The following is a 20,863-nucleotide window of genomic DNA, read 5'->3' on the forward strand; positions in this document are numbered from 1 at the left end:
TTATGCAGAAATATTTGTTTGAAAATTGTGAAATCAACGTTTGAAGCTTAGCAAAAAAGGATATAGTAAAACCAACTATGCTTCTGATAATTGGTTGCATAGTACCCGCCCCGGAGAAACACATCCTATTTGGAAAGAAGGCGGAGAAATGAAAAAGGTTGCTGGATCCATGTTAACTGGTGCGCTGGTGTTTAGTTTAGCTGGAGGAGGCACAGCGTTGGCCGACAGTCATGATACGGAGGAAGGCGCCTCGGAAGACAGCGGGATGGTAAGAATTGTTCACGCTTCTCCTGATGCACCCGAGGTTGATGTTTACGTTGATGGAGAGGCTGTAGTCGAAGGGGCGGCCTTCAAGGATGCAACTGATTATCTGGAAGTACCGGAAGGTGAGCGCGAGGTAGAAATATTTGCTGCTGGTGAAGAAGGCGAAGGCGATCCTGTATTGTCCGGCACACTTGATGTGGAAGAGGGCGAAGCTTACACAGCAGCAGCCATAAACACGCTGGAAGACATTGAGCTGAGCGTGCTCGAGGACAATCAGGAAGCAGCAGAGGGAATGGCGAACGTAAGAGTCGCACACTTTTCTCCTGACGCTCCAAATGTTGATGTCGCGGTAACAGACGGAGACATTTTGTTTGAAGACGCTCCGTTTACCGGAGTGACGGATTATATGGAAGTGGAAGCCGGATCCTATGATCTCGAAGTACGTCCGACAGGAACCGAGGATGTAGTACTCGACCTTGCTGGAACAGAGCTTGAAGAAGGCATGAACTATTCCGTGCTTGCGGTTGGTTTTGCAGAGGGCGATCCGGAACTTGATGCAATTATACTGGCAACCCCTTCCAGTGAAAGTATGCCATCTGAAATGCCACAGACTGGAGCAGCTGGAACAGATAACATGATAATGTATGGATTGGCTGGCCTGCTGGCAGCTGGTCTCGGGGTTGGATACTATGCACGCCGCCGCGCGGGCGCTTCTTCATAGCATTCTCTTCGCTATCCTGATTCTTTTTTTAACCGGAAGCTCAGAGGAATTTACGGAAGCGGAAACGGCATATTCAGAAGCGTCGATAGAAGGGGAAAAAGCTTCGGGAATCGGGAAGCGGACAGAAACACAAACAGTTTCATCAGCGCAGTCGATTTCACCGGCAGAAATCAGAATAAGCTCAATTGACCTAAAAGCGGCAGTGAATGATATGGGATACACGGAAAACGGCGGCATGGAAGTACCGGATAACGGGGAGGACACCGGCTGGTTTTCGCCGGGATTTAAACCGGGACAGCAGGGAAATGCGGTCATCGCAGGCCATGTGAATGACCGCTCCGGTCCTGCGGTATTTTACCATCTCGATAAACTCAAGAAGGGAGACTTAATCGAAGTAACCGGTGATAACGGAGAAACGATTACGTTTGAAGTGGAATCAGCCGCATCTTATCCGTATGACGATGCTCCCATCCAGCAGATTTTTGGCGCCTCCAGCGAACGGACGCTGCAGCTGATCACATGCACTGGAGAGTTTGACAATGACGCCGGCACTCATCGGGAGAGACTGGTGGTCACCGCCTCGGTGGTGGATGAATAATGAAAGCCTGCTTTTGGTTAAACAAAGCCTGAATCGTGGACACAGTAACCAGTGTCCACGATTCGGGTTTTTTGTTTTTAACGACAGTTGTTCTATTTTGGAAGGTTACACCCGGTGGCGGGGAGGGGCGCAAGTAGGAATCGAAGAGAGAGTAAAAGCAGATAAAAAAAGATAGTTAAACAGCAGAGATTTTTGTATGATAGAAAAAACAGAAGGAATATTTTTCAAGCCAGAAATAGTTTCTCAACCGCAGTACTACCTTTTGCAGAATCGAGCGATGTGAAATGAATTTTCTATCATGGTTAATGCGGAGCATGACGCCTCCGCAGATTCTTGCCTCGGGCTTTCTTGTTGTCATTACCCTGGGGACGGCGCTGTTAATGCTTCCTGTATCCGTCACGAGCCCGATCAGCGTAATTGATGCGTTGTTTACGGCAGCCTCTGCAACGACCGTAACCGGCCTGGTAACGGTCAGCCCGGGAAACGGGTTTACGGTGTTCGGCCAGACCGTAATTATGGTCATGATCCAGCTTGGCGGGCTTGGGTTTATGGCGGTTACGGTGTTTATTGTGCTTCTGCTCGGTAAACGCATTGGTCTGCGCAGCCGGCTCCTCGTTCAGGAGTCACTGAATCAGCCGGCGATGGGCGGAATCGTGAAGCTTGTGCAGATTCTTGTGATTTTTTCTTTGAGCGTGGAATCGCTCGCAGCCGCCGCACTTGCCACCCAGTGGGTGCCGGAGTACGGGTGGAGCAAAGGCCTGTACTACAGCGTGTTTCACGCGGTTTCTGCCTTTAACAACGCCGGCTTCGCGCTCTGGGACAGCAATCTGATGCAGTACGCCGGCAATCCGGCGGTGAATATTGCGATCTCTTCCTCGTTTATTATCGGCGGTATCGGGTTCACGGTACTGTATGATGTGTGGGAAAAACGAAAATTCCGCACTCTGACGCTGCATTCGAAATTGATGATCGTCGGTACACTGGCACTGAACGTTGCAGCCGTAACTATTGTATTTTTGTTTGAATATATTAATCCACAGACAACAACATCACTTTCGCTCGGGGAGCAGCTGTGGACATCCTATTTCCAGGCGGTATCGCCGAGGACTGCCGGATTTAATACCGTCAACATTGCCGATATGCAGATTCAGACAATCGTATTCATTATGATGCTTATGTTCATCGGTGCCGGCAGCGCTTCGACCGCAAGCGGGATTAAACTGACAACATTTCTGGTAATCATTCTGGCTGCGGTGAAATACATTAAACGAGAGGAAGATCTAACCGCCTTCCGCCGCCGCATCGCTCCGTCCATTATTGAACGGGCGCTCGCGATTACTGTACTTGGATTTGCCGTCGTGTTTTCGGGGATATTTATTTTATCGCTCACCGAGCAGGCTTCATTTGAATACATCGTATTTGAAGTGTTCTCAGCATTTGGTACGGTCGGCCTTACAATGGGACTCACCGAGGACCTAAGCATGATTGGAAAAGTAGTAATTATCCTCATTATGTTTGTCGGCCGGATAGGCTCAGTGACGCTCGCCTTTTCACTGGCCAAACCGAAAAAAACGCACGTGCGTTACCCGCAGGGCGATATTTTTACCGGATAAGCCTGAAGCCTAGGAATATAAAAAAAGCCGCTTCCTGTTAATTTTCAGGAAGCGGCTGCTTATTTTGCAGAATAACTGTTGATTCGTTGTTTGTTAATTCGCACGTTTTTCCTCCCAGAGCCGCTTACGCTCCTCAATACTCACTTCCTCATACACCTGATGCAGCATCCAGATATAACCAAAGGTATCCATAAAAACAGCATTTGCTACGCCGTGATCAGGCAGATTCGTGACCGGCTGTACTTCACTGCAGCCAGCGTTGATGGCTTTTTCGTATGTCGCCTCGATATCTGGGACCGTGATGTTGAACCAGAGTGTTTTCGGGTCATCCAGGGTGGGAGCGGTCAAATGGAAGGCCGGGTTTTCATCCAATAGATGGAACGGGACATCATACAGAGTGAAAAGTACTTCATTTTCACCCCGGGGAAAGTCTGACACCTCCATTGTTTCAATCTCAAATATTTTTTCGTACAGCTCCAGGGCTTTTAAACTATCAGTTACTACCATATCGATTTCAACACTAACCATAGTACACACTCCCTCTATAGGTTAATAGGCTGCTTTTCGAATAGGTAATCGCATGTATATGACTTATTTCTGCTCTTGATATTACATTCCCTTTCTTCTTCAGGTTATTCCTAAAAAACTCATTTGGAGGATGCTGCATAGCAGACATTATGTAAATTTTTTGGTGAAAATACTATTGAATGTTTCAATTTGTCATGAAAAGGAAATGAAAAACCATGTAAATAAGTTATGTAAATAAAGGAGATTTTCAGCATGACACAGGATCCACGTAAACAGTATTATCATGACGATTATCCAAAGCAGTACCAGGACCCGCCTGGTGTGCAGAAATATATGAATCCGCAGCCGGACTGCGGCGAAAGCAGCTATGAGGGCACCGGACAGCTGAAGGGGCGAAAAGCGCTCATTACCGGCGGCGATTCCGGCATCGGCCGGGCGGCGGCGATTGCGTACGCCCGTGAAGGTGCTGATGTGGCGATCAACTATCTGCCAGACGAGGAGCCGGACGCCCAGGACGTAAAAGAAATGATTGAACAGGCCGGGCGTAAAGCGGTTCTTCTGCCGGGAGATCTGAGAAGCGAAACGTTCTCCCGCGAACTCGTACAGTCCGCAGTGGATGAACTCGGCGGACTGGACATTCTCGCGCTTGTTGCCGGCAAACAGCAGGCCGTGAAAGACATTGCAGACCTTACGACCGAACAGATTGTTTCCACGTTTGAAACGAACGTGTTTTCCATGTACTGGATGACACAGGAAGCACTGCCGCATATGCCGGAGGGAGGATCGATCATCACAACGACGTCCGTTGAAGGCTACGATCCGTCGCCAATGCTTCTGGATTATGCGGCGACCAAAAGCACTATCATCGGATTTACGAAAGCACTGGCCAAGCAGGTAGCCTCCCAGGGCATCCGGGTAAACTCGGTCGCGCCGGGACCGTTTTGGTCTCCGCTCCAGATTTCCGGCGGCCAGCCGGCCGAAAACATCCCGAAATTTGGGGAAGAAACGCCGGAGACACCGCTTGGACGTGCCGGTCAGCCGGCGGAGCTTTCCGGCATCTACGTATTCCTCGCCTCCGACCAGGCAAGCTATGTGACCGGTCACGTATACAGCGCGACCGGCGGCTTGAACGCAAATTAATAAATACAGACGAAAAGCACCCATTTCCCGGATTAGCGGGAGATGGGTGCTTAATTTTTAGGAGAGTTTTGCCTCCTGGGTCTCAGGCTCTTCTGCCTGCTTGCGGGCAACGTGGGAGCTGCCCCACTCGTGCATCGCTTCGAGTATCGGCTCCAGGCTCCGGCCGTATTCGGTAATGGAATACTCTACCTTGGGCGGAATTTCCGGATAAATGACGCGCTGGATAATATCTTCATCCTCGAGCTCGCGCAGCTGCTTGGTGAGCATGCGCTGGGTGATGCCCGGCATTTTTCGTTTTAATACGCTGAAGCGCTGCGTACCGTCATTAAGCAGATGCACAAGGATGACAGGCTTCCATTTTCCGACTAGGATACCGAGCGCCTCCTGAAACTGACAGAATTCAACTTCTTTTTTCATTAATGCCACTCCTTAGTATGATTTTACAAAGCAGGTATGTAAGTATTTTCTTGCATGCAATTCAGTATGTACATACTACCATGTTCCACCATGAAAGCGAACTTTTTTGCTTAAGCTCTTTGAAATCCGTCATTGGTACCCTCAAGGGAACTATACCACTTTTAAGTGCGTACTTGTTTTCGCGAACGGAGCAACTAAAATAATAGGAGCAGAGAAAAATTAAACATTTAAGAAAAAGAGGGATAGCTGTGAACGTATTACTAGTAAAAGCAAATAACCGCCCGGATGGCATTTCCACGAAAATGTACGAAACGTTTCTGGAAAACGTCCAGAATGCGGGCGCATTGAACGTCGAGACCTACGACGTGTTTGAAGAGGATACCCCGTATTTCGGCCAGGACTTCTTTGACGCTTTCGGCCGCCTTGCGACAGACGGCGAGCCAACCGAGATGGACCGCCGGGTGCTTGCTGCCAAGCAGAAGGCAAAGGACGCCTTCAGCGCTGCTGATCTGGTCGTATTTGCCTTTCCGCTGTGGAACCTGACAATTCCTGCTAAGCTTCAGACCTTTATTGACTATATCGCTGAAGCCGGCTACACGTTTAAATACAGCCCGGAAGGTGCGTTGATTCCGCTGATGCCGGAGAAAAAAGTAATCTTTCTGAACGCCCGCGGCGGCGTGTATTCCGCTCCGGAAATGGCCGGCATGGACATGGCGCTTGCGTACATGCAGAACATTTTTGGCGGTCTGTACGGTATGGATATCGTGGATGAAGTAGTAATCGAAGGCCATAATGCCAACCCGGATCAGGCAGAGGAAATCATCGACGCTGGACTCAAGGAAGTTGCGGAAGCTGCTTCCCGCGTGGCGTACCAAAAAGTATAACGAATCAATCAATCCGCCCGGCAGGAAACTGCCGGCGGTTTTTTTATGGGAAAGCATAGGAGAGGTAGGAAGAAAAGAAAATTTTTGCTGCAATACTTTGTAATATTTTAGGTTATAAAAAGTAGGGGGAGGGCACGGAATCGGGGCACAATCGAATACGCACGACGCTGATATTCTTGTTTAATGGTCTGATTTTTTATTTGGGTTTTTGTCATCAACATTTTGAATTTCACCTGACAAAGCTATCTGGGTAACACCGCCCTATCCTTCCCGTTATTATTGATAGCCAATGTTTTGCTCATATGGAATTACAACGGTGGGGCAAAGGAAAGCATCAATGGGGCTGAAGCGACATGGTTTAGAATATTGGCGGCGCTTCTGCTTATGAGCACGATAAGCTTTGTGCTCGTGGAGATAATTAATTGATTCGAAGAAAAATGAAGACATGACGGAGCGTTCCTGCTTTTAAAAATAAAGGGAAATATCCATATTTATGTGCAAATATAGAGGTGGAAAAGGCATTTTATCGTGAAAATTTGTTTGAAATATTAATAGTTCGGAAAATAGATATGTATGAGCAATTGCTTTTTTAAGCGGGAGCATTTATAAAGTACAAACGTTACTAGCCAATTCAACTATCAAAGGAGATGATTACATGGCAGAGAAAAACGAAAATAATAAGGAAAATAAAGGCTACGGCTGGGTGGCTACAGGCAGTCTGATCGGCGGATCCCTTCCGCTTATCACACGTAAGATTAAAAAAGGCCTGACGCCGGATGACGATAATAAAGGCAAGAAAAAGGACAAAAAGAAAAAATCGAAAAAACCGCGTTATATTTTAAACAAAAAGAAGAGCACACCGAAAAAATTGGCGAAGCAGAAAAAGCTCCTGAAGAAAAAAGCAAAGGGCAAGCTGCCGAAAAAGCTGAAGAAATAGTAACTCTGAAGCATCCTTTCCTATCGCAGGGAGGGATGTTTTTTCTAAAATTTTTTTTCGGAAAATAGTTTAATATCCATAATGAGCGTATATAATTAATAATGAAAACACCATTACTTCGAATAAGGAGGAATGCATGATGGCAGATTTAACACCTAATCGCCGTAATCGTGGGTTTTTCCCGGACCTGTCCCGTGGTTTTGGATTTGGAGATTTGCTGAATGACCGCTTTTTGGAGCCGCTTCAGGATATGAACAAGTTTAAGCTGGATGTTCGTGAAGAAGACAAAGAATACGTAGTGGAAGCGGAGCTCCCTGGCTTTCGAAAGGAAAATATCCGGGTGGAATATGAAGCACCGGTGCTTTCGATAAGCGCGAAGCGGGAGGAAAAGCAGGACATTGACCATGACGACTACGTGCACAGAGAACGCAGCTACGGCGAATTCCGCCGGCGCATAACACTTGAGAATGTTAAGGATGACGACATCCAGGCTTCTTTTGAAAACGGCGTACTGAAGCTGCAGCTTCCAAAAGAAGAAAAACGGTCTGTAAATAAAAAACAAATCGATATTCAATAGAAATATTACAGACAAACTGTAAATATTCGTTTTTGTACTTGAATGTGATGAAAATACTGGCACAAACGCGTTAAATGCTTTGAATCAAGAAGAATTACCTGCCTTCATTCTGAAGGCGGTAATCTAATTGTAATATTTTGTTACAAATTCTGGTGGATAAACCGCTGTTTATATCTTCTCAAAGCTTCGAAGCAGGCCCTTAGGCCTGCTTTTTTTACATAAAATGAAATTTTATTAAGAGGAGATTACAACTAAATTAATGCTGTTGATATTTTCAGGACCCCGCGTCATAATCGGAAGCGTTGTGTTTGAGAGAAAGCACATAAGTAATTCAGCAATCAACTACATTTAACAACCAACTTAATTCATGCAATAGTGACGTAAAGGTAAGTAATCATATAGGCAAACAATTCATTGGGCATCGTCATCGGGACGAAAAAAATATTTTTACCTCGGAGGTTGAATCAACATGATGAAAAAAACATTATTTGGAACAGCAATTACAGCAGGCGTAGTATTCGGAGCACCTCAGGCAGCGGACGCATCCATCAGCGACCACGGCCAAATGGAAAGAGGAGACGTTAACTCTTCTGTTGCGGAGCTTCAGGACACGCTAAAGGAAAAAGGCTATTTCCACGGCTATACTGGTTCTACATTTGGACCGAGAACTGAAAGTGCTGTAAAAGAATTTCAGGCAGATAACGGCATTTCTTCTTCTGCCGGCAACTACTTCGGTGTAGCAGGACCGGAAACGCAGGCAGCTCTTGGCGGCTCCAGCTCATCTGATTCCTCCAGCGAAGAAGTAGCTGGCGCTTCGACTTCCGAGTCCTCTGAGAGCACTGGCGGCGACACAATGACGATGGAAGCTACGGCTTACACGGCTGAATGTGCAGGCTGCAGCGGCATCACGGCAACAGGCAAAAACCTGAACAACGACCGTGACGCGAACGTTATCGCTGTGGACCCAGACGTTATCCCACTCGGTTCTACAGTAAAAATCGAAGGCATGGGTACGTATGAAGCAGCAGACACTGGCGGTGCGATTAATAACGACCGCATTGACATCCACGTTCCGACTAAATCTGACGCTTATTCCTTCGGCCGTCAGGACGTTGAAGTAACAGTAGTCGACTAATCAATAGCACTAAGCAGAAATCCTCTCCAGAGCTGGAGGGGATTTTTTGTGTCACAGTTCAATAAGTTTGTATCATAAGAAATTTATGTTAATGAAGGAAATTGATAATGGCAATATCCAGGAAGCAGAAAAATGGGAGGAGCCGTTGAGAGAGCTTTACGAGGCTTCAAGCCCAGCAGAGGATACCCATTTTTTTGATTACATGCTGGCAGCAATTGCGCTCGAACGACTGGAGCAGGTACAGGACAGTAGATAAAAAGAAAATATTACCAACTGCCTCTGACGGATGCTTTACCGTCGGAGGTTTATCTTTAGTAATGACTCAGGGCACCTGCTGCTAATCTTTCCCTTGTAACATATATTAAAAAGCAGGAAAAACGTTTAGAATATGATAGAGACCGAAGGAAAGGCTTTAATAAAATTGTAATGCCGGAGGAAAAAGATGATACATATCAAACAGGCCGGACCGTCGCATGTCTCCGGCATTATTTCTGTCTGTACAAAAGCGACCTGGGCAACGTACCGAAAGCTGTGCAGCGATGATTATCTCGAGCGGGTGTGCCAGGAGTTTTATAATGAAGCCAGAGTGCTCGATGAGGTGAAGCATAAAAGCCTCGACTGGGGTGGCTATTTTACAGCTGTGGAATATGAAACAGTATTAGGAGCTGCGGGCGGTGGCATGACTGGGGAGAAGGAATCCGAACTGTACGTGCTGTATCTGGATCCGGCCCGCCGGAATGAGGGTATCGGCACGAGACTGCTCGGCGCGGTAACCCGCCAGCAGCAGAACTGGGGGTCGGCCGAGCAGTGGGTGTCGGTGCAGAAGGGCAACCAGCTGGCGATTCCTTTTTATGAAGCCAGAGGCTTTACGTACGAAGGAGAGCGTATCGGGTATGCGAACACGGAAGACGAAGATTATGTATCACTCCGGTACAGGCGTGCCATTTAAATAGAAGAAAAACAGCTGCGAACTGGGCGGTCCAAGGAGGAAGAAAATGCTTATCATGCTCATGGTGCTGGCCTTCGCCGGTGTATTGACAGCGGTCAGCTTCATTTCAAACAGCCGGGTGAGGAAAATTGCCGTTTACAGCAGCTATGCGTTGTTTCTTACAGCGCTCGCGATTTTAACGCTGGGATAGCTGTGGCGAAATTTAAAAAGACAGTCGTTTTGTTGTACTGCATGTAACTGTTTTGGTTATAATTAACAATAGAAATGGAGGAATGACAAATGAAAGCACTAGTAACCGGAGCAACAGGCAAATTAGGATCCCAGGTGATGCAGTCGCTGCTGAAAAAGATGCCGGCTGATCAGCTGGCCGTGAGTGTCCGGAACCCGGACAAGGCCCAAGATCTGAAGGAAGCAGGGGTGGACGTGCGCCTCGGCGATTTTGACGATCCGCAAAGTCTGGACGAAGCGTTTGCCGGCGTGGACCGGCTGCTGATTATTTCAACAGACGGAGATAATGATACAAGAATCCGACAGCATACGAACGCGGTGGAAGCTGCAGCGCGGGCAGGTGTTTCCTTTATTGCCTACACAAGCATCGGCCATGCAGAAAGCAGCACGATGTTTTTGGCTCCGCCGCACCGAGCAGCCGAAAATGCAATCATTGAAACCGGCATTCCGCATGCGTTTCTGCGCAACAACTGGTACCTTGAGAATGAAGTGCCGGGTATACAGGGAGCCATGAATGGGGCGCCGTGGGTTACTGCTGCCGGGACCGGCCGGACAGGATGGGCGCTGCAGCTCGATTACGCAGAAGCAGCGGCCGCGGCTCTCGCTGGAGAGGGTGTACAGCAGTCTGTTTACGAGCTTTCCGGCCGCCCGCACACCCAGGACGAGCTCGTAAGCGTACTCGGAGACGTGCTCGGAAAAGAAATTCCAGTGCAGCATGTGAATGATGATGAATACGCGGAGATCATGAAGGAAGCCGGGATGCCGGAGGCGGTTGTGCCAATGCTTGTAAGCATCCAGCAGGGCATCCGCAGCGGATCGCTCGACATTGAAAGCAATGATTTTGAAAAGCTGCTCGGCCGTCCGGCCACGCCGATGCATGACGCGCTTGAACATCTCGTGCGGACACTTCCAGCCGAGTCTTAATTACGACAACGCCTCAAGCTGTACGCTTTTGGAGCGCGGGAGCTGATAGCAGCCTCCCGCGTTTTTTCGTGAAGAGGGAAAACGCGGTGCATCCGCCGATGACGATGGCGCTGCCTACAGCCTGCGCCCAGGTGAGGTGTTCACCAAAAAGGACAAAGGCAAGCAGGGCGGTAAACAGCGGATTAAAGTTTAAAAACAGCCCGGAGGTTGTCGCTCCCAGATGCTTCACACCTATTCCCCACAGCACCATACAGACAATCGTGGCAATGATGCTTAAAAACAGCATCGATCCGATAAATGCGGCATCGATCTGATGGACGGGAATCTGAAAGCCGTTGACTGGAAGCAGCAGGAGTACGCCGAACAATCCGGAGTAGCAGACCGACATCATCGGAGACACCATGGTGGTCGCCCAGCGGCTGCAGATTGAGTAGAGCCCAAAAACCAGCACTGCCGCAAGCATCCACGCATCGCCGGAGGCAAAAGAGAAGCCAGTGAGACTTCCGCCGCTCACGACGAGCAGTACGCCGGCGGTGGAAATGAGCATGGCTGTGATCTGTGCGCCGCGCAGCCGTTCACGAAGAAGAAGCGCCGAAAACAGGGCGATCGACAGCGTATTCATTGTCGAGATAATACTTACGCTGGTGGCATTGGATGAATCAAGCGCGGTAAACTGCAGAATATTAAAAAGGGCAACGCCTGTGATTCCCATCAGAAGCAGCGGTACAATCGCTTTTTTGTCGGAAAGCAGGCGTTTTTCTGTGATCGCAATGATTGGCAGAAGGCAGAGAACGGCGATACCGTAGCGCAGAATCGTCAGCGTCACGGGAGAAGCGTAGGCGGTCAAGCCTTCGCCAACGATGAAATTGCTCCCCCAGCATAGGCTTGCGAGCAGCAGCAGTGCGGTGTATTTCATGATTGTTCCCTCCCGTAATATTGTACGAAATAAATGTATCATGTAAAATGATTGTATAAAATATTATTTTGTATAAATTGATAAATACAAAATATTTATTAATAAAACGATCGTGAAAAAGAATTTATTTTGTTTAAGGAGAAGAAAGCACTTGATAAACGAATATTATTAGGGAGGAAAACGCATGTTAGACGATGTGGATGTACATATTCTTGATTTACTGCAGACGGAAACGAGGCTCAGCAACCTGGAGCTGTCCCAGCGGGTGAACCTTTCGGCGCCAGCGACTCACGCCCGGGTCAAACGGCTGGAGCAGGAAGGATATATTGATTCGTATACGGCGGTCCTCAACCAGGAAAAGCTCGGGTATGATCTTTTGTGCACGGTATTTATGAGTACGAGCATTCACCAGACGCAGGAATTAAACGAACTCGAACATCGTTTATCGGAAATGCCGGAGGTGATGGATTGCTACTGCATGACCGGCTCGTTTGATTATATGCTGAAAACGATCCACCGCAGCCGCAAGGAGCTGGAGGCGTTTATCCGGGAGCTGAACCAGCTAGGCGTCTCCCAGCTGCAGACGAGCATCGTGCTCCGGGAGGTCAAGGCTTCGACGGTGCTGCCGCTCAGGAAATAAAAATAGATTCAGAGATTAATATAGAAAAAACGGAATAGCCAAAACCGAGCAATAATACGTTAAAATGCCTTTAAAAAAAGCGGATATGTTATCGTAGTGGGGCTGCGTAGAGCGGAGGAGAATAGCAATGATACCGGATGGTTTTCGAGAGTATGACCCGATTAAATACGCTTCAACAATTCGACCAATTCAAAAAGGCTTTTCAGGAAACGGGAAATTTATTCTGAATGATAAATATTTGCTGAAGACTTTTCCAGTCGGGAGGCTTGGAGAACGAAAGCATGTGTTCAAAGTGTTGAATACGCTTGAAAATTATTCTTCCTTTATTCCACGTGCAATAGATATCGGAAAACGGAAGTTAGATGATGGAAATGAACAGGCGTTTATGCTGATGACATATCTGCCGGGAGTTGATGCAGAAGCAGTGCTTTCTTCTCTTTCCCAAAAAGATCAGTACAAAGCAGGTTTTGAAGCATCCAAAGAGCTTGCAAGGCTGCATGAGCTTGAAGCACCACCTGAATATCCTGATTGGAAAACGGTGAAAACAAAAAAGATCGACCGGTACTTCGAGCAGTTGAATAAAACAGTGGTGGATCAGGAAACGGTGCATCTGCTGTATACTTATATCAAAAAGCACGAACATTTAATGGCAGACCGCCCAAATAGATTCCAGCACGATGATTTTCATCCCTCCAATCTGTTGATAGCAGGAGGACGGTTCCAGGGAATTATAGATTTCGACCGGATGGATTGGGGAGACCCGGTGCATGATCTGCAAAAAACCGGCTTTTTCACGAAAAATGTAAGTCATGCGTTCAGTAGGGGAAGTATCGATGGTTATATTCAAGCAACAGAATTTGATGAAAACCTTTTTTGGAGGCTGTATGCATTGTATTCAGCTGTTCATGTCGTATCAGCGATAGTATGGGCATACCGGGAAAGTAACGTGCAGCATGACAAGCTGCTCAGGTACAGTAAAGAAGTTATTCAGGACCACCATTATTTTGATAGAAATATACCGGAATGGTATTAGAAATAGAGCTTATAAAGTTACTCGCTTTAACTGTTCTTTTTAAATCCATCAGTCAACGGAGGAATTCAGATGCATACCGAAGATTTTATCAGCATTATGATCCATCAGACCGATTTGAAATTAACGAGCTTTATTAAAGAAGAACTGCAGGCGTTTAATCTTACTCCGGAGCAGAACCTTATCATGATGCTTTTATGGGAAGAAGACGGCCGCACCCAGAACGATATAGCCCGCAAGCTGCAGAAGGATAAAACCAACGTTGCCCGGATGGCCGCCCAGCTTGAAAAAAAGCAGTTCGTGCGGCGGGCGGCGGGGACTGAGGACCAGCGGGCCATGCAGCTGTTTGTGACAGAAGAAGGAAGGCATCTTCAGGAAAAGGTACGCCCGGCGGCCGAGCGTTTCAACGCTGCCGTGACGAAGGGAATTAGCACAGAAGAGCTCAAAGCGCTTGAACAGACGCTTGCCAAAATAAATAAAAATGTTTCGGGGAGTCTCTGGGGGGAGTAGGGGCTCTCGGAGTAGATTCTTTGCAGGAGCCGGAAAAATATGTTGTACTAAAGATGCAGATTAAATGAATTGAATATATTTTTTGAGCAAATAGTTGCTATGCATACTAAATTGAAAGTGAGGGATTATTCATGGCGCATCAACAGCATTTGTTTCAGCGCCGGATCCGTGATAAATGGACGGTACAGTACGAGGAATTCGGTTTTCCTTCCATTCAGAAGGGGTGGGTGTTGCCGGTGGACCGGTGGAAGGAGTTTGATCCGTTCATTTTAATGGCCGAGGACTGGTTCAAGAAGGGCACGTTCCCGGATCATCCGCACCGTGGCTTTCAAACCGTTACGTATGTGGTGGACGGACGACTTGAGCACATTGACAACGGCGGCGGACGCGACATTCTCGAGCCCGGCGACGTGCAGTATATGAATGCCGGCTGGGCGGCCCGCCATGCCGAGGACGGGGTGGAAAATGATATCGCCCATACCCTGCAGCTGTGGCTGAACCTGCCGAAGGACCAGCGAAATACCGATACCATCTACCAGAATGTATACGGAGAAGAGGCTCCAACCGTACAAATTGACGGCGGATATTTAAAGGTTTTTTCCGGGACCGTCGCCGGGGAAGAAGGGCCGCTGAACTCGCTCGTCCCAATCACGCTGACCGAAATTAATTTATCGGAGGGGGCGGAATACGTGCATCACCTGCCGGAAAACCATAATGCCTTTTTATACACGCTCTCCGGCAGTGCCGATGTGGCGGATGGTACCGTCAACAAGCATGACGTGGCGACGCTCACCTTCGAGGATAACGGAGATCCGGAAGCGCTCTCGACGCTCCGCATTAAAGCCCATAAGCGCCGGACGAGAGTGCTCGTGTACTCCGGTGAACCTATCCGTGAAGAAATTGTACCGTACGGACCGTTTGTGATGAGCAGTATGGAAGAAATCAGGGAGGCGTACCGGGACTTTCACGAGGGAAAGTTCGGCCCGCCCGCAGAGTAAGCTGAACAGAGTGTCATTCAATATGAAGGAGATGGAGCAGAATGGATGTACTGAAAGCAATTCATTCACGCCGCAGTAACGGACTCGTAGAAGAAACTGAAGTACCGGAGGATATCATCGCGCAGGTGCTCGAAGCCGGCACCTGGGCGCCGTCGCACCACAAAACGGAGCCGTGGCGGTATTTCGTCATGACCGGTGACGGGCGCAGGCAGCTCGGGGAAGTGATGGCCGCCATTGCCGCGGAAGGTATGACGCCGGAAGAAAAAATGGAAAAGCAAAAGAATCTCGAAAAGCAGAAGGAAAAGCCGATGCGTGCACCGGTCGTGATTGCAGTGGCGGCCGAGCCGTCTGAGGAAGAGCGGGTGGATACGCTTGAAGAGTACGGCGCAGTATACGCTTCCATCCAGAACATGCTGCTCGCTGCGCATGCCCTCGGGCTGGCGGCCTTCTGGCGCACCGGGGCGCACTGCTATCATCCGAACATGAACGATCTGTTCGGCCTGGGGCGGCGGGGAAAAGTACTCGGACTGATTTATATCGGCTATCCGATGCGGGAGATGAAGGAAGGGCACCGGAAGCCGGTGGAACAGGTGACCACCTGGATAACGGAATAATAGCGGCATAGAAAAAGCAGGCAGCGGGAGGAAGCCGCTGCCTGCTTTTTGTTATTTTTCATCGTGCCTTTTGTTCAGCTGCTGACGCAGATTCAAACGCTGCTGTAAGTATTCCCGAAGAGAAATTTCTTTTTGGACCCATTGCTGTTTTAGAGCATTAAGCTGGTTTAAAAGATGATGTTTGTTCATACGATCCTCCTGCAACCATATTTCAATTATATTGTATCCGCTTAACAATTATTTAAAACCTCGAATATTATGTGAAAATGAATGAAAATTATAAAAACACAATATTTTTAGTTTGAGTATTGAAACCGCCTGGGAATATGGTAATAAATACAAGCCATAGCGGCGGAAATGTCGGGAATCCATAAGCCTGCAACATAAGCCAAAAAGTACTAAAGGGAGACCTCTGTGCTTTTTGGCTTTTATTTTATAAAAATTTAAGAGGTGAAATGGATTGAAACAATACAGCCATATCCTGGCAGCGCTTGATGTGCTCAGTAACCCTAATGTTGATGCCTTTGACGAAGCGTGCCGTGTCGCGGTTAAACACGATGCCGACCTGACGCTCGCCTATGTGTTTCATTATAATGAATATTCCTCGCTCGGATGGATGGACCCGATCGGTATCAGGCGGCTGCACGCAGAAGCAGAATACCGGCTTGAAGCGTACCGGAAAAACGCCGAAGAAAAAGGCGTACCGCGGGTAAAGACCGTCCTGGACAATGGAGTGCCGAAAAAACGTCTCGTGAACCAGCTCTGTGAAAGGGTTGACCCGGATCTTATCATTCTCGGGCAGTCCGGCGGCAATGCCCTCGGTCAGGCGATACAGGGAAACACCACCACAAAAACGGTGGTGAAGCAAGCTCCCTGCGACGTTCATGTCGTTGACCCGGCGATCGCTTCGATCCAGAGGGCGCACACCGCACCGCTTCAGTAAATCAAAAGATCCCCGGTGGAGTAATCCCGCCGGGGATCTATATGCGCCGTTAAAGTGTGTAGTGGTTTTTATCGTCCCATTTTTGTTTAATCACTGGAAGGTCACTAACGGTGGTGATGATAAGCTCTTCATCGCGAAAGGCGTTTAAGCTGGCGAGCAGTTCATCCTCGGAACAAAAATAAACGGGTTCCGAGCTGCCGAAGCGTGAGCGGATATCGGCGGCTGTTCCTATGTATACCTGGTTTTTGGGACGTTGAAGTACATATGCAAAATGGTCGATGGCAATGACCTCCTTTATAGGGACTTATAGTAAGAATAGCACGTCAGGGGTGAAACAGAAAGCAGAATGCATGGAATTTGAATAAAATATGAACAGTAAAGAAAACGGCTTGAGCCTGGCGGGAGCCATATTCAAGCCGTTTTTGATTTGTTTCAGGGATTTACGTTTCATCGGGCCTTGGAGAAATAAAGCAGAAAATGCCTAAAAGAAGGGCGGAAACCGCTATAGCCCAGTACATAAACAATAAGCTGACGAGAGTGAGAGTGCCGAACCAGATTTGAAAAAAACGGCGTTCGTTCATAGCTTCACCTCTTATGTGGAATTTAGAGCCCGGGAGTCATAAGCTGCAGGGCCGCTGAAACAGCCTCCGGGCGGCTTCTTTTCCCGTCGGGGTCTGGGCAAGCCCTCCTTCAGCAGTCTCTTTCAGGCTGCCCGGCATGTCGCGGCCGATCGTATGCATCGTCTGAATAACTTCATCGCAGGGGATGCGGCTGGTTATGCCTGCTAAAGCCATATCGGCCGCTGAAAAAGCGATGGAGGTGCCGATGACGTTTCTTTTCACGCACGGCACTTCGACGAGCCCGGCAACCGGATCACATACGAGTCCGAGAAGGGACTTCATCGCTATTGCGGTAGCGTGGGCTGCCTGCTCCGGGGAGCCATGCTGCAGCTCCGTAATCGTGCCCGCAGCCATGGCCGTCGCTGAGCCAATTTCCGCCTGACAGCCGCCGGCCGCGCCGGAAATAAAGGCGTGATTCGCAAATACGTAACCGATGGCACTTGCTGTGAACAGCCCCATCGTCAGGGTGTCATCATCGATGCTGCGGTTATCCTGGAGAGAGACCAGAATGCCCGGTAGTATACCTGCGGACCCGGCCGTGGGAGTTGCGACGATAAGGCCCATTTTTGCGTTGCTTTCCGACGTGGCCATCGCTGCTTCCATCGCCGTGCTGATGACCGGTCCGGATAACGGGTCGGTGTTTTGATTATACTGATGCATCCGGTAAGCATCACCGCCCGAGAGCCTGCTCTCTGTTTCCGTAATGTCACTCAATCCGTCCCGGACCGCCTGCTTCATTACCTGCAGCCGCTCCTGCATGCGTCCGAAAATCTGCTCCCGGGAAAAATCGGAGCGGCGAACCTCACGGCGCAGCATCCACTCGCCAATGGAAATGTCCTGAGCCATGCATTCCTGTACAATACTTTCAATGGTATCGTTCATATAAATGATGCCTCCTTTTTCGTGCGGGCTGCAATCGTTAAAATATCCGTACCCGTTCCCAAATTAATGCTGGTGTCATGACCGTTAATTCCATAAATGCAGGCCACTCCGCCGCCGATGGAGGCGCCGGATACGCGGACGGTTTCTATGCCGGACGATGCCTGAAGATGTACAGTGTTCGGGTGGCATCCGCCCGGAGTGCCCGGACAGAACTGGAAGTCGTAACGAAGGCCTGCGTCTTTGGCCAGCGCATACGCACTCCGGACGTTGATGTCGTGGGCGGATAATCCGAGCAGGCCGCCGATTATGGCTTTGTCCGAGCCGTGTCCCTGATAGGTGGAGGCGAGAGAGCCGTAGAACGTGATTGTCACATCTGTGACCTCTCCCAGCCAGTCGTGCACAAATTTCCCGATCGATACGACCCCCGCTGTGTGAGAGCTCGAGGGACCGACCATAATCGGGCCGATAATATCAAAACAGCTGTCAAACTCCATAACGATTCCTCCATATCTGAATTGAAAACGATTACATTAATACAAAAAAAGACAGAGAAACGGCCTGAATCGCCGTTTCTCTGTCTGTGTGCCTGAAAGATTTCATTCTTTGGCAAGAATTTTCTTCTTCGGCAGGTACGCATACCTTCTCCAGAGGTGCATCCTGTACTGGTCCTGGTACCTGAGAGTTTTTTCTTCCCGGCTGGTGGGAAGAATTGCTCCTTCGGTGCTGTAATATTCTACAGGCTCTCCCAATACATTCATCTGCAAAACCAATATTTTGTTACTTTTAGTGTAAACATCCGGTCTGGAAAAGTAAACCTATTTTTTGACAGCTGGCATGAGAGCGATATACTGGATGCAGCCTGTTAGCTTGGAATAATAAACCAATTTACCGAAAGAAATGAAGGGATGCGACTATGAGCGAACAAATTATTCTGCGCCCCGTCACGGCAGAAGATGAAAAAGACATTAATATTCTCCGGCGCCAGCCTTCTGTCATGCATTATACGCTGGGACTCCCTTCGGAGCGAAGAGCCTCCAACCAGTCATTTATCGAAGGGCTGACGGCGAACGATCATGTGATTGTTGCCGAGTACGGCGGCCGGGTCGTCGGTATCGGCTCTCTGGAGGTGCTGAGCGGTAAGCTGCATTACTACGGCATGACTGCCATGGCGGTGCACGATGAGTTTCAGAACCGGGGGATCGGCAGCCGTCTGCTTGATCATCTGCTGGATATCGCCGATAATTATTTAGGCTTATTCCGGCTGGAGCTCGATGTGGTGGAAGAAAACACGCGCGCAGTACAGCTGTATAAAAGCCGCGGGTTTGAACCAGAAGGTACGCTCCGTAAAGCCCATTTTTCCCGTGGTTCGTTTTACAATGTGCTGGTGATGGGCCGGCTGAACACCGCGTTGTTCCCGGCAGACTGAGCACTTCGTTGGAAAATTAAGGAACCAGGGAGATTGTCACTTCCAAAAATTAGCTTATTATGAAAAAATAGAAAAGAAGAGCTTACAACAAGAGTGATTAAAGGAGTGTATGTATGCAACAGGAATCTGCCGGTTTTGGCAGCAGGCTGCTCGCTATTGTTATTGACGGCCTCCTGCTTTCTCTCCCCATTCTTCTCATTAGTATGCTGGCCATGCTATGGATCAACCCCGATGAAGTGAATGTCGATATATTTTCCGGTGCCGGATCGCTTCTATATTCCATGATTCTGCCGATATTATGGCAAGGCCAGACGGTCGGGAAGTATGCCATGGGCATTCAGATTGTGAAAATGGACGGAAAGAAGCTTGGCATCGGGGCAATGCTGATGCGCGTGTTCGTAGCTAATATTTTGTACGGAATTACTCTATACATACTGATGATCACGAGTATAATTATGGTGCTTGTCCGTAAGGACAAACGGGCAGTGCATGATTTTCTTGCGGGCACCCGGGTGGTGAAAAAAAGCCGGTAGCTTTACTATCGGGATGGTAACGCCAATCATGCGAGCGGAGGAAATACATGATGAAAAAGATCTTTTCTGCCGGGGCAGCCGGCATATTCATTCTTTTAAGCGCCTGTTCCGTGCCTTCTTACTATACGGAGGAAGAGGAAGATGTCCCTGGAAATATAGAAACGGAATGGGGAGAAGAAGTGCCGCTTCCGTTGTTGAACGATGCACCGGTTTCGAGGGCGCAGATTAACGAGAATGAAGAGGGGGAGCCCGAGGAAGTGGAGATTTGGTACAGCGAGGAAGAAGAGGACGAGCTTCTTCCTTATTTTCAGGACGCGGGCAACCGGCACCGGTATGAAGAGGACTACAGTACACGGCTTGTGTACGGCATCAACAGCAACGACATTCACATTATTTTAAATTACGAAGCGGGCGATCAGATGGTATTCGGCGCTCACGATGACGTGCTCAGTATTGGGGGACGTCCGGTGGGCCGGGATATCCAGAGTGGGCCGATTACGTACACGTTTTACGCGAAGGGAGGCACCTATTCCCTCTCCTATTCAGAAGAGGCCAGGGCGGACACCGACGCGCACCGTGAACAAATTAAAGCCTTTTTACAGAACAGCGGCTAGGTTGAAGTCACGTTGTCTTGAGGAGGGAAGAGCCGTGGACTTGCTTATGGATATGCTGATCGTTGGCGCTCTGCTGATGATTGCTTTCAACATAAAAGCATTTGGTGAACGTTTGCTTCGTGCAAAGAAGAAACAGATGGATGAAGCCGCATATGAGCAGTTGAAAGCCGAAATCAAAGAAGAGCTGAAAAACGAATGGGAAAAATAAGGCAGGGACCTCCG

At 48.7% G+C, this 20,863-nt stretch carries 29 protein-coding genes and 2 riboswitches; of the genes, 22 read left to right on the forward strand and 7 right to left on the reverse strand.

Translation table 11 applies throughout. The features are described 5' to 3' along the window. The first annotated feature begins 148 nt into the window (after window positions 1-148). The 3 genes from ACTRXG_RS08230 to ACTRXG_RS08240 all read left to right on the forward strand — a co-directional run bounded on the left by ACTRXG_RS08230 (window position 149) and on the right by ACTRXG_RS08240 (window position 3,196). Complete coding sequence (locus ACTRXG_RS08230) at window positions 149-985, forward strand: DUF4397 domain-containing protein (RefSeq protein WP_474284592.1); 837 nt, start codon at window positions 149-151, stop codon at window positions 983-985. Continuing rightward, window positions 954-1,583: a class F sortase gene (locus tag ACTRXG_RS08235; protein WP_474284660.1), complete on the forward strand. Its 630-nt coding sequence runs from the start codon at window positions 954-956 to the stop codon at window positions 1,581-1,583. Before ACTRXG_RS08230 ends, ACTRXG_RS08235 begins: the two co-directional genes overlap by 32 nt. Window positions 1,584-1,867: 284 nt before the next feature. Then, entirely contained in the window at window positions 1,868-3,196 is a 1,329-nt protein-coding gene (locus tag ACTRXG_RS08240; protein WP_474284593.1) for a TrkH family potassium uptake protein, read from the forward strand. A 93-nt stretch (window positions 3,197-3,289) separates the two neighbouring features. On the opposite strand, the gene ACTRXG_RS08245 is transcribed toward ACTRXG_RS08240, so the two are convergent. Next, window positions 3,290-3,724 (reverse strand): VOC family protein, encoded by a 435-nt coding sequence (locus tag ACTRXG_RS08245; protein ID WP_474260697.1) that lies wholly within the window; start codon window positions 3,722-3,724, stop codon window positions 3,290-3,292. 252 nt (window positions 3,725-3,976) lie between these two features. Here ACTRXG_RS08245 and ACTRXG_RS08250 point away from each other — a divergent pair, with 252 nt between their 5' ends. After that, window positions 3,977-4,864 carry an SDR family oxidoreductase gene (locus ACTRXG_RS08250; protein WP_474260698.1) on the forward strand — a complete coding sequence of 296 codons (888 nt, stop codon included), beginning with the start codon at window positions 3,977-3,979 and terminating at the stop codon, window positions 4,862-4,864. 57 nt (window positions 4,865-4,921) lie between these two features. Here ACTRXG_RS08250 and ACTRXG_RS08255 read toward each other — a convergent pair whose 3' ends face one another. Then, window positions 4,922-5,281, reverse strand: coding sequence for a winged helix-turn-helix transcriptional regulator (locus tag ACTRXG_RS08255; RefSeq protein ID WP_474284595.1), 360 nt, complete (start codon window positions 5,279-5,281; stop codon window positions 4,922-4,924). Between the two features lie 248 nt (window positions 5,282-5,529). Between ACTRXG_RS08255 and ACTRXG_RS08260 the strand changes: the two genes are divergently transcribed. The 8 genes from ACTRXG_RS08260 to ACTRXG_RS08295 all read left to right on the forward strand — a co-directional run bounded on the left by ACTRXG_RS08260 (window position 5,530) and on the right by ACTRXG_RS08295 (window position 10,915). Then, window positions 5,530-6,165 (forward strand): FMN-dependent NADH-azoreductase, encoded by a 636-nt coding sequence (locus ACTRXG_RS08260; protein ID WP_474277585.1) that lies wholly within the window; start codon window positions 5,530-5,532, stop codon window positions 6,163-6,165. Window positions 6,166-6,820: 655 nt separating this feature from the next. Beyond that, a complete protein-coding gene (locus ACTRXG_RS08265; protein WP_474260707.1) occupies window positions 6,821-7,102 on the forward strand; it encodes a hypothetical protein in 282 nt (93 codons plus the stop codon). A gap of 136 nt (window positions 7,103-7,238) precedes the next feature. After that, window positions 7,239-7,679 carry an Hsp20/alpha crystallin family protein gene (locus tag ACTRXG_RS08270; RefSeq protein ID WP_474284597.1) on the forward strand — a complete coding sequence of 147 codons (441 nt, stop codon included), beginning with the start codon at window positions 7,239-7,241 and terminating at the stop codon, window positions 7,677-7,679. Window positions 7,680-8,148: 469 nt separating this feature from the next. Continuing rightward, window positions 8,149-8,814, forward strand: a complete 666-nt coding sequence (locus ACTRXG_RS08275; protein ID WP_474284598.1) for a 3D domain-containing protein — start codon at window positions 8,149-8,151, stop codon at window positions 8,812-8,814. Between the two features lie 91 nt (window positions 8,815-8,905). Next, window positions 8,906-9,070 (forward strand): hypothetical protein, encoded by a 165-nt coding sequence (locus tag ACTRXG_RS08280; protein WP_474284599.1) that lies wholly within the window; start codon window positions 8,906-8,908, stop codon window positions 9,068-9,070. A gap of 186 nt (window positions 9,071-9,256) precedes the next feature. After that, window positions 9,257-9,763: a GNAT family N-acetyltransferase gene (locus tag ACTRXG_RS08285; protein WP_474284601.1), complete on the forward strand. Its 507-nt coding sequence runs from the start codon at window positions 9,257-9,259 to the stop codon at window positions 9,761-9,763. Between the two features lie 46 nt (window positions 9,764-9,809). Beyond that, window positions 9,810-9,953, forward strand: coding sequence for a hypothetical protein (locus tag ACTRXG_RS08290; protein ID WP_474260715.1), 144 nt, complete (start codon window positions 9,810-9,812; stop codon window positions 9,951-9,953). Between the two features lie 89 nt (window positions 9,954-10,042). Further along, window positions 10,043-10,915 carry an SDR family oxidoreductase gene (locus ACTRXG_RS08295; RefSeq protein ID WP_474284602.1) on the forward strand — a complete coding sequence of 291 codons (873 nt, stop codon included), beginning with the start codon at window positions 10,043-10,045 and terminating at the stop codon, window positions 10,913-10,915. A 13-nt stretch (window positions 10,916-10,928) separates the two neighbouring features. Here the strand turns inward: ACTRXG_RS08295 and ACTRXG_RS08300 are convergent, their stop codons facing one another. After that, window positions 10,929-11,831, reverse strand: a complete 903-nt coding sequence (locus ACTRXG_RS08300; RefSeq protein WP_474284603.1) for a DMT family transporter — start codon at window positions 11,829-11,831, stop codon at window positions 10,929-10,931. Window positions 11,832-12,015: 184 nt separating this feature from the next. Between ACTRXG_RS08300 and ACTRXG_RS08305 the strand changes: the two genes are divergently transcribed. The 5 genes from ACTRXG_RS08305 (at window position 12,016) to ACTRXG_RS08325 (ending at window position 15,623) form a co-directional block, all read left to right on the forward strand. Continuing rightward, window positions 12,016-12,471 (forward strand): Lrp/AsnC family transcriptional regulator, encoded by a 456-nt coding sequence (locus tag ACTRXG_RS08305; RefSeq protein ID WP_474284604.1) that lies wholly within the window; start codon window positions 12,016-12,018, stop codon window positions 12,469-12,471. Window positions 12,472-12,598: 127 nt separating this feature from the next. After that, a complete protein-coding gene (locus ACTRXG_RS08310; protein WP_474284605.1) occupies window positions 12,599-13,504 on the forward strand; it encodes an aminoglycoside phosphotransferase family protein in 906 nt (301 codons plus the stop codon). Window positions 13,505-13,573: 69 nt separating this feature from the next. Further along, window positions 13,574-14,011 (forward strand): MarR family winged helix-turn-helix transcriptional regulator, encoded by a 438-nt coding sequence (locus ACTRXG_RS08315; RefSeq protein ID WP_474260723.1) that lies wholly within the window; start codon window positions 13,574-13,576, stop codon window positions 14,009-14,011. Between the two features lie 131 nt (window positions 14,012-14,142). After that, complete coding sequence (locus tag ACTRXG_RS08320) at window positions 14,143-15,009, forward strand: pirin family protein (RefSeq protein WP_474284606.1); 867 nt, start codon at window positions 14,143-14,145, stop codon at window positions 15,007-15,009. A 41-nt stretch (window positions 15,010-15,050) separates the two neighbouring features. Continuing rightward, entirely contained in the window at window positions 15,051-15,623 is a 573-nt protein-coding gene (locus tag ACTRXG_RS08325; protein ID WP_474284607.1) for a nitroreductase family protein, read from the forward strand. A gap of 51 nt (window positions 15,624-15,674) precedes the next feature. Here ACTRXG_RS08325 and ACTRXG_RS08330 read toward each other — a convergent pair whose 3' ends face one another. Continuing rightward, complete coding sequence (locus tag ACTRXG_RS08330) at window positions 15,675-15,812, reverse strand: hypothetical protein (RefSeq protein ID WP_474260726.1); 138 nt, start codon at window positions 15,810-15,812, stop codon at window positions 15,675-15,677. Window positions 15,813-16,083: 271 nt separating this feature from the next. On the opposite strand from ACTRXG_RS08330, the gene ACTRXG_RS08335 reads away from it, so the two are divergent. Then, window positions 16,084-16,566, forward strand: a complete 483-nt coding sequence (locus ACTRXG_RS08335; protein ID WP_474284608.1) for a universal stress protein — start codon at window positions 16,084-16,086, stop codon at window positions 16,564-16,566. A gap of 440 nt (window positions 16,567-17,006) precedes the next feature. Here ACTRXG_RS08335 and ACTRXG_RS08340 read toward each other — a convergent pair whose 3' ends face one another. From ACTRXG_RS08340 to ACTRXG_RS08350, 3 genes are read right to left on the reverse strand one after another with little or no spacing between them, the layout of a single operon-like run. Beyond that, window positions 17,007-17,147, reverse strand: coding sequence for a hypothetical protein (locus ACTRXG_RS08340; protein ID WP_474284609.1), 141 nt, complete (start codon window positions 17,145-17,147; stop codon window positions 17,007-17,009). A gap of 36 nt (window positions 17,148-17,183) precedes the next feature. Further along, window positions 17,184-18,068 carry an L-serine ammonia-lyase, iron-sulfur-dependent, subunit alpha gene (sdaAA, locus tag ACTRXG_RS08345; protein WP_474284610.1) on the reverse strand — a complete coding sequence of 295 codons (885 nt, stop codon included), beginning with the start codon at window positions 18,066-18,068 and terminating at the stop codon, window positions 17,184-17,186. Continuing rightward, window positions 18,065-18,562, reverse strand: a complete 498-nt coding sequence (locus ACTRXG_RS08350; RefSeq protein WP_474284612.1) for a serine dehydratase beta chain — start codon at window positions 18,560-18,562, stop codon at window positions 18,065-18,067. The genes sdaAA and ACTRXG_RS08350 overlap by 4 nt, the downstream gene beginning before the upstream one ends. A 78-nt stretch (window positions 18,563-18,640) precedes the next feature. Next, window positions 18,641-18,718: riboswitch (glycine riboswitch) on the reverse strand. A 3-nt stretch (window positions 18,719-18,721) separates the two neighbouring features. Further along, a riboswitch (glycine riboswitch) is annotated at window positions 18,722-18,826 on the reverse strand. 155 nt (window positions 18,827-18,981) lie between these two features. Here ACTRXG_RS08350 and ACTRXG_RS08355 point away from each other — a divergent pair. From ACTRXG_RS08355 to ACTRXG_RS08370, 4 genes are all read left to right on the forward strand, one after another. After that, the gene (locus ACTRXG_RS08355) at window positions 18,982-19,494 is read left to right on the forward strand and encodes a GNAT family N-acetyltransferase (RefSeq protein WP_474284614.1); all 513 of its coding nucleotides are present in this window, start codon (window positions 18,982-18,984) and stop codon (window positions 19,492-19,494) included. 113 nt (window positions 19,495-19,607) lie between these two features. Then, a complete protein-coding gene (locus ACTRXG_RS08360; RefSeq protein WP_474284615.1) occupies window positions 19,608-20,027 on the forward strand; it encodes an RDD family protein in 420 nt (139 codons plus the stop codon). A gap of 47 nt (window positions 20,028-20,074) precedes the next feature. Next, window positions 20,075-20,641, forward strand: a complete 567-nt coding sequence (locus ACTRXG_RS08365; RefSeq protein WP_474260735.1) for a hypothetical protein — start codon at window positions 20,075-20,077, stop codon at window positions 20,639-20,641. A gap of 34 nt (window positions 20,642-20,675) precedes the next feature. Continuing rightward, window positions 20,676-20,849, forward strand: coding sequence for a hypothetical protein (locus tag ACTRXG_RS08370; RefSeq protein ID WP_474260737.1), 174 nt, complete (start codon window positions 20,676-20,678; stop codon window positions 20,847-20,849). Window positions 20,850-20,863: the final 14 nt, after the last annotated feature.

The organism is Marinococcus sp. LNSP9103-4, assembly GCF_056034345.1.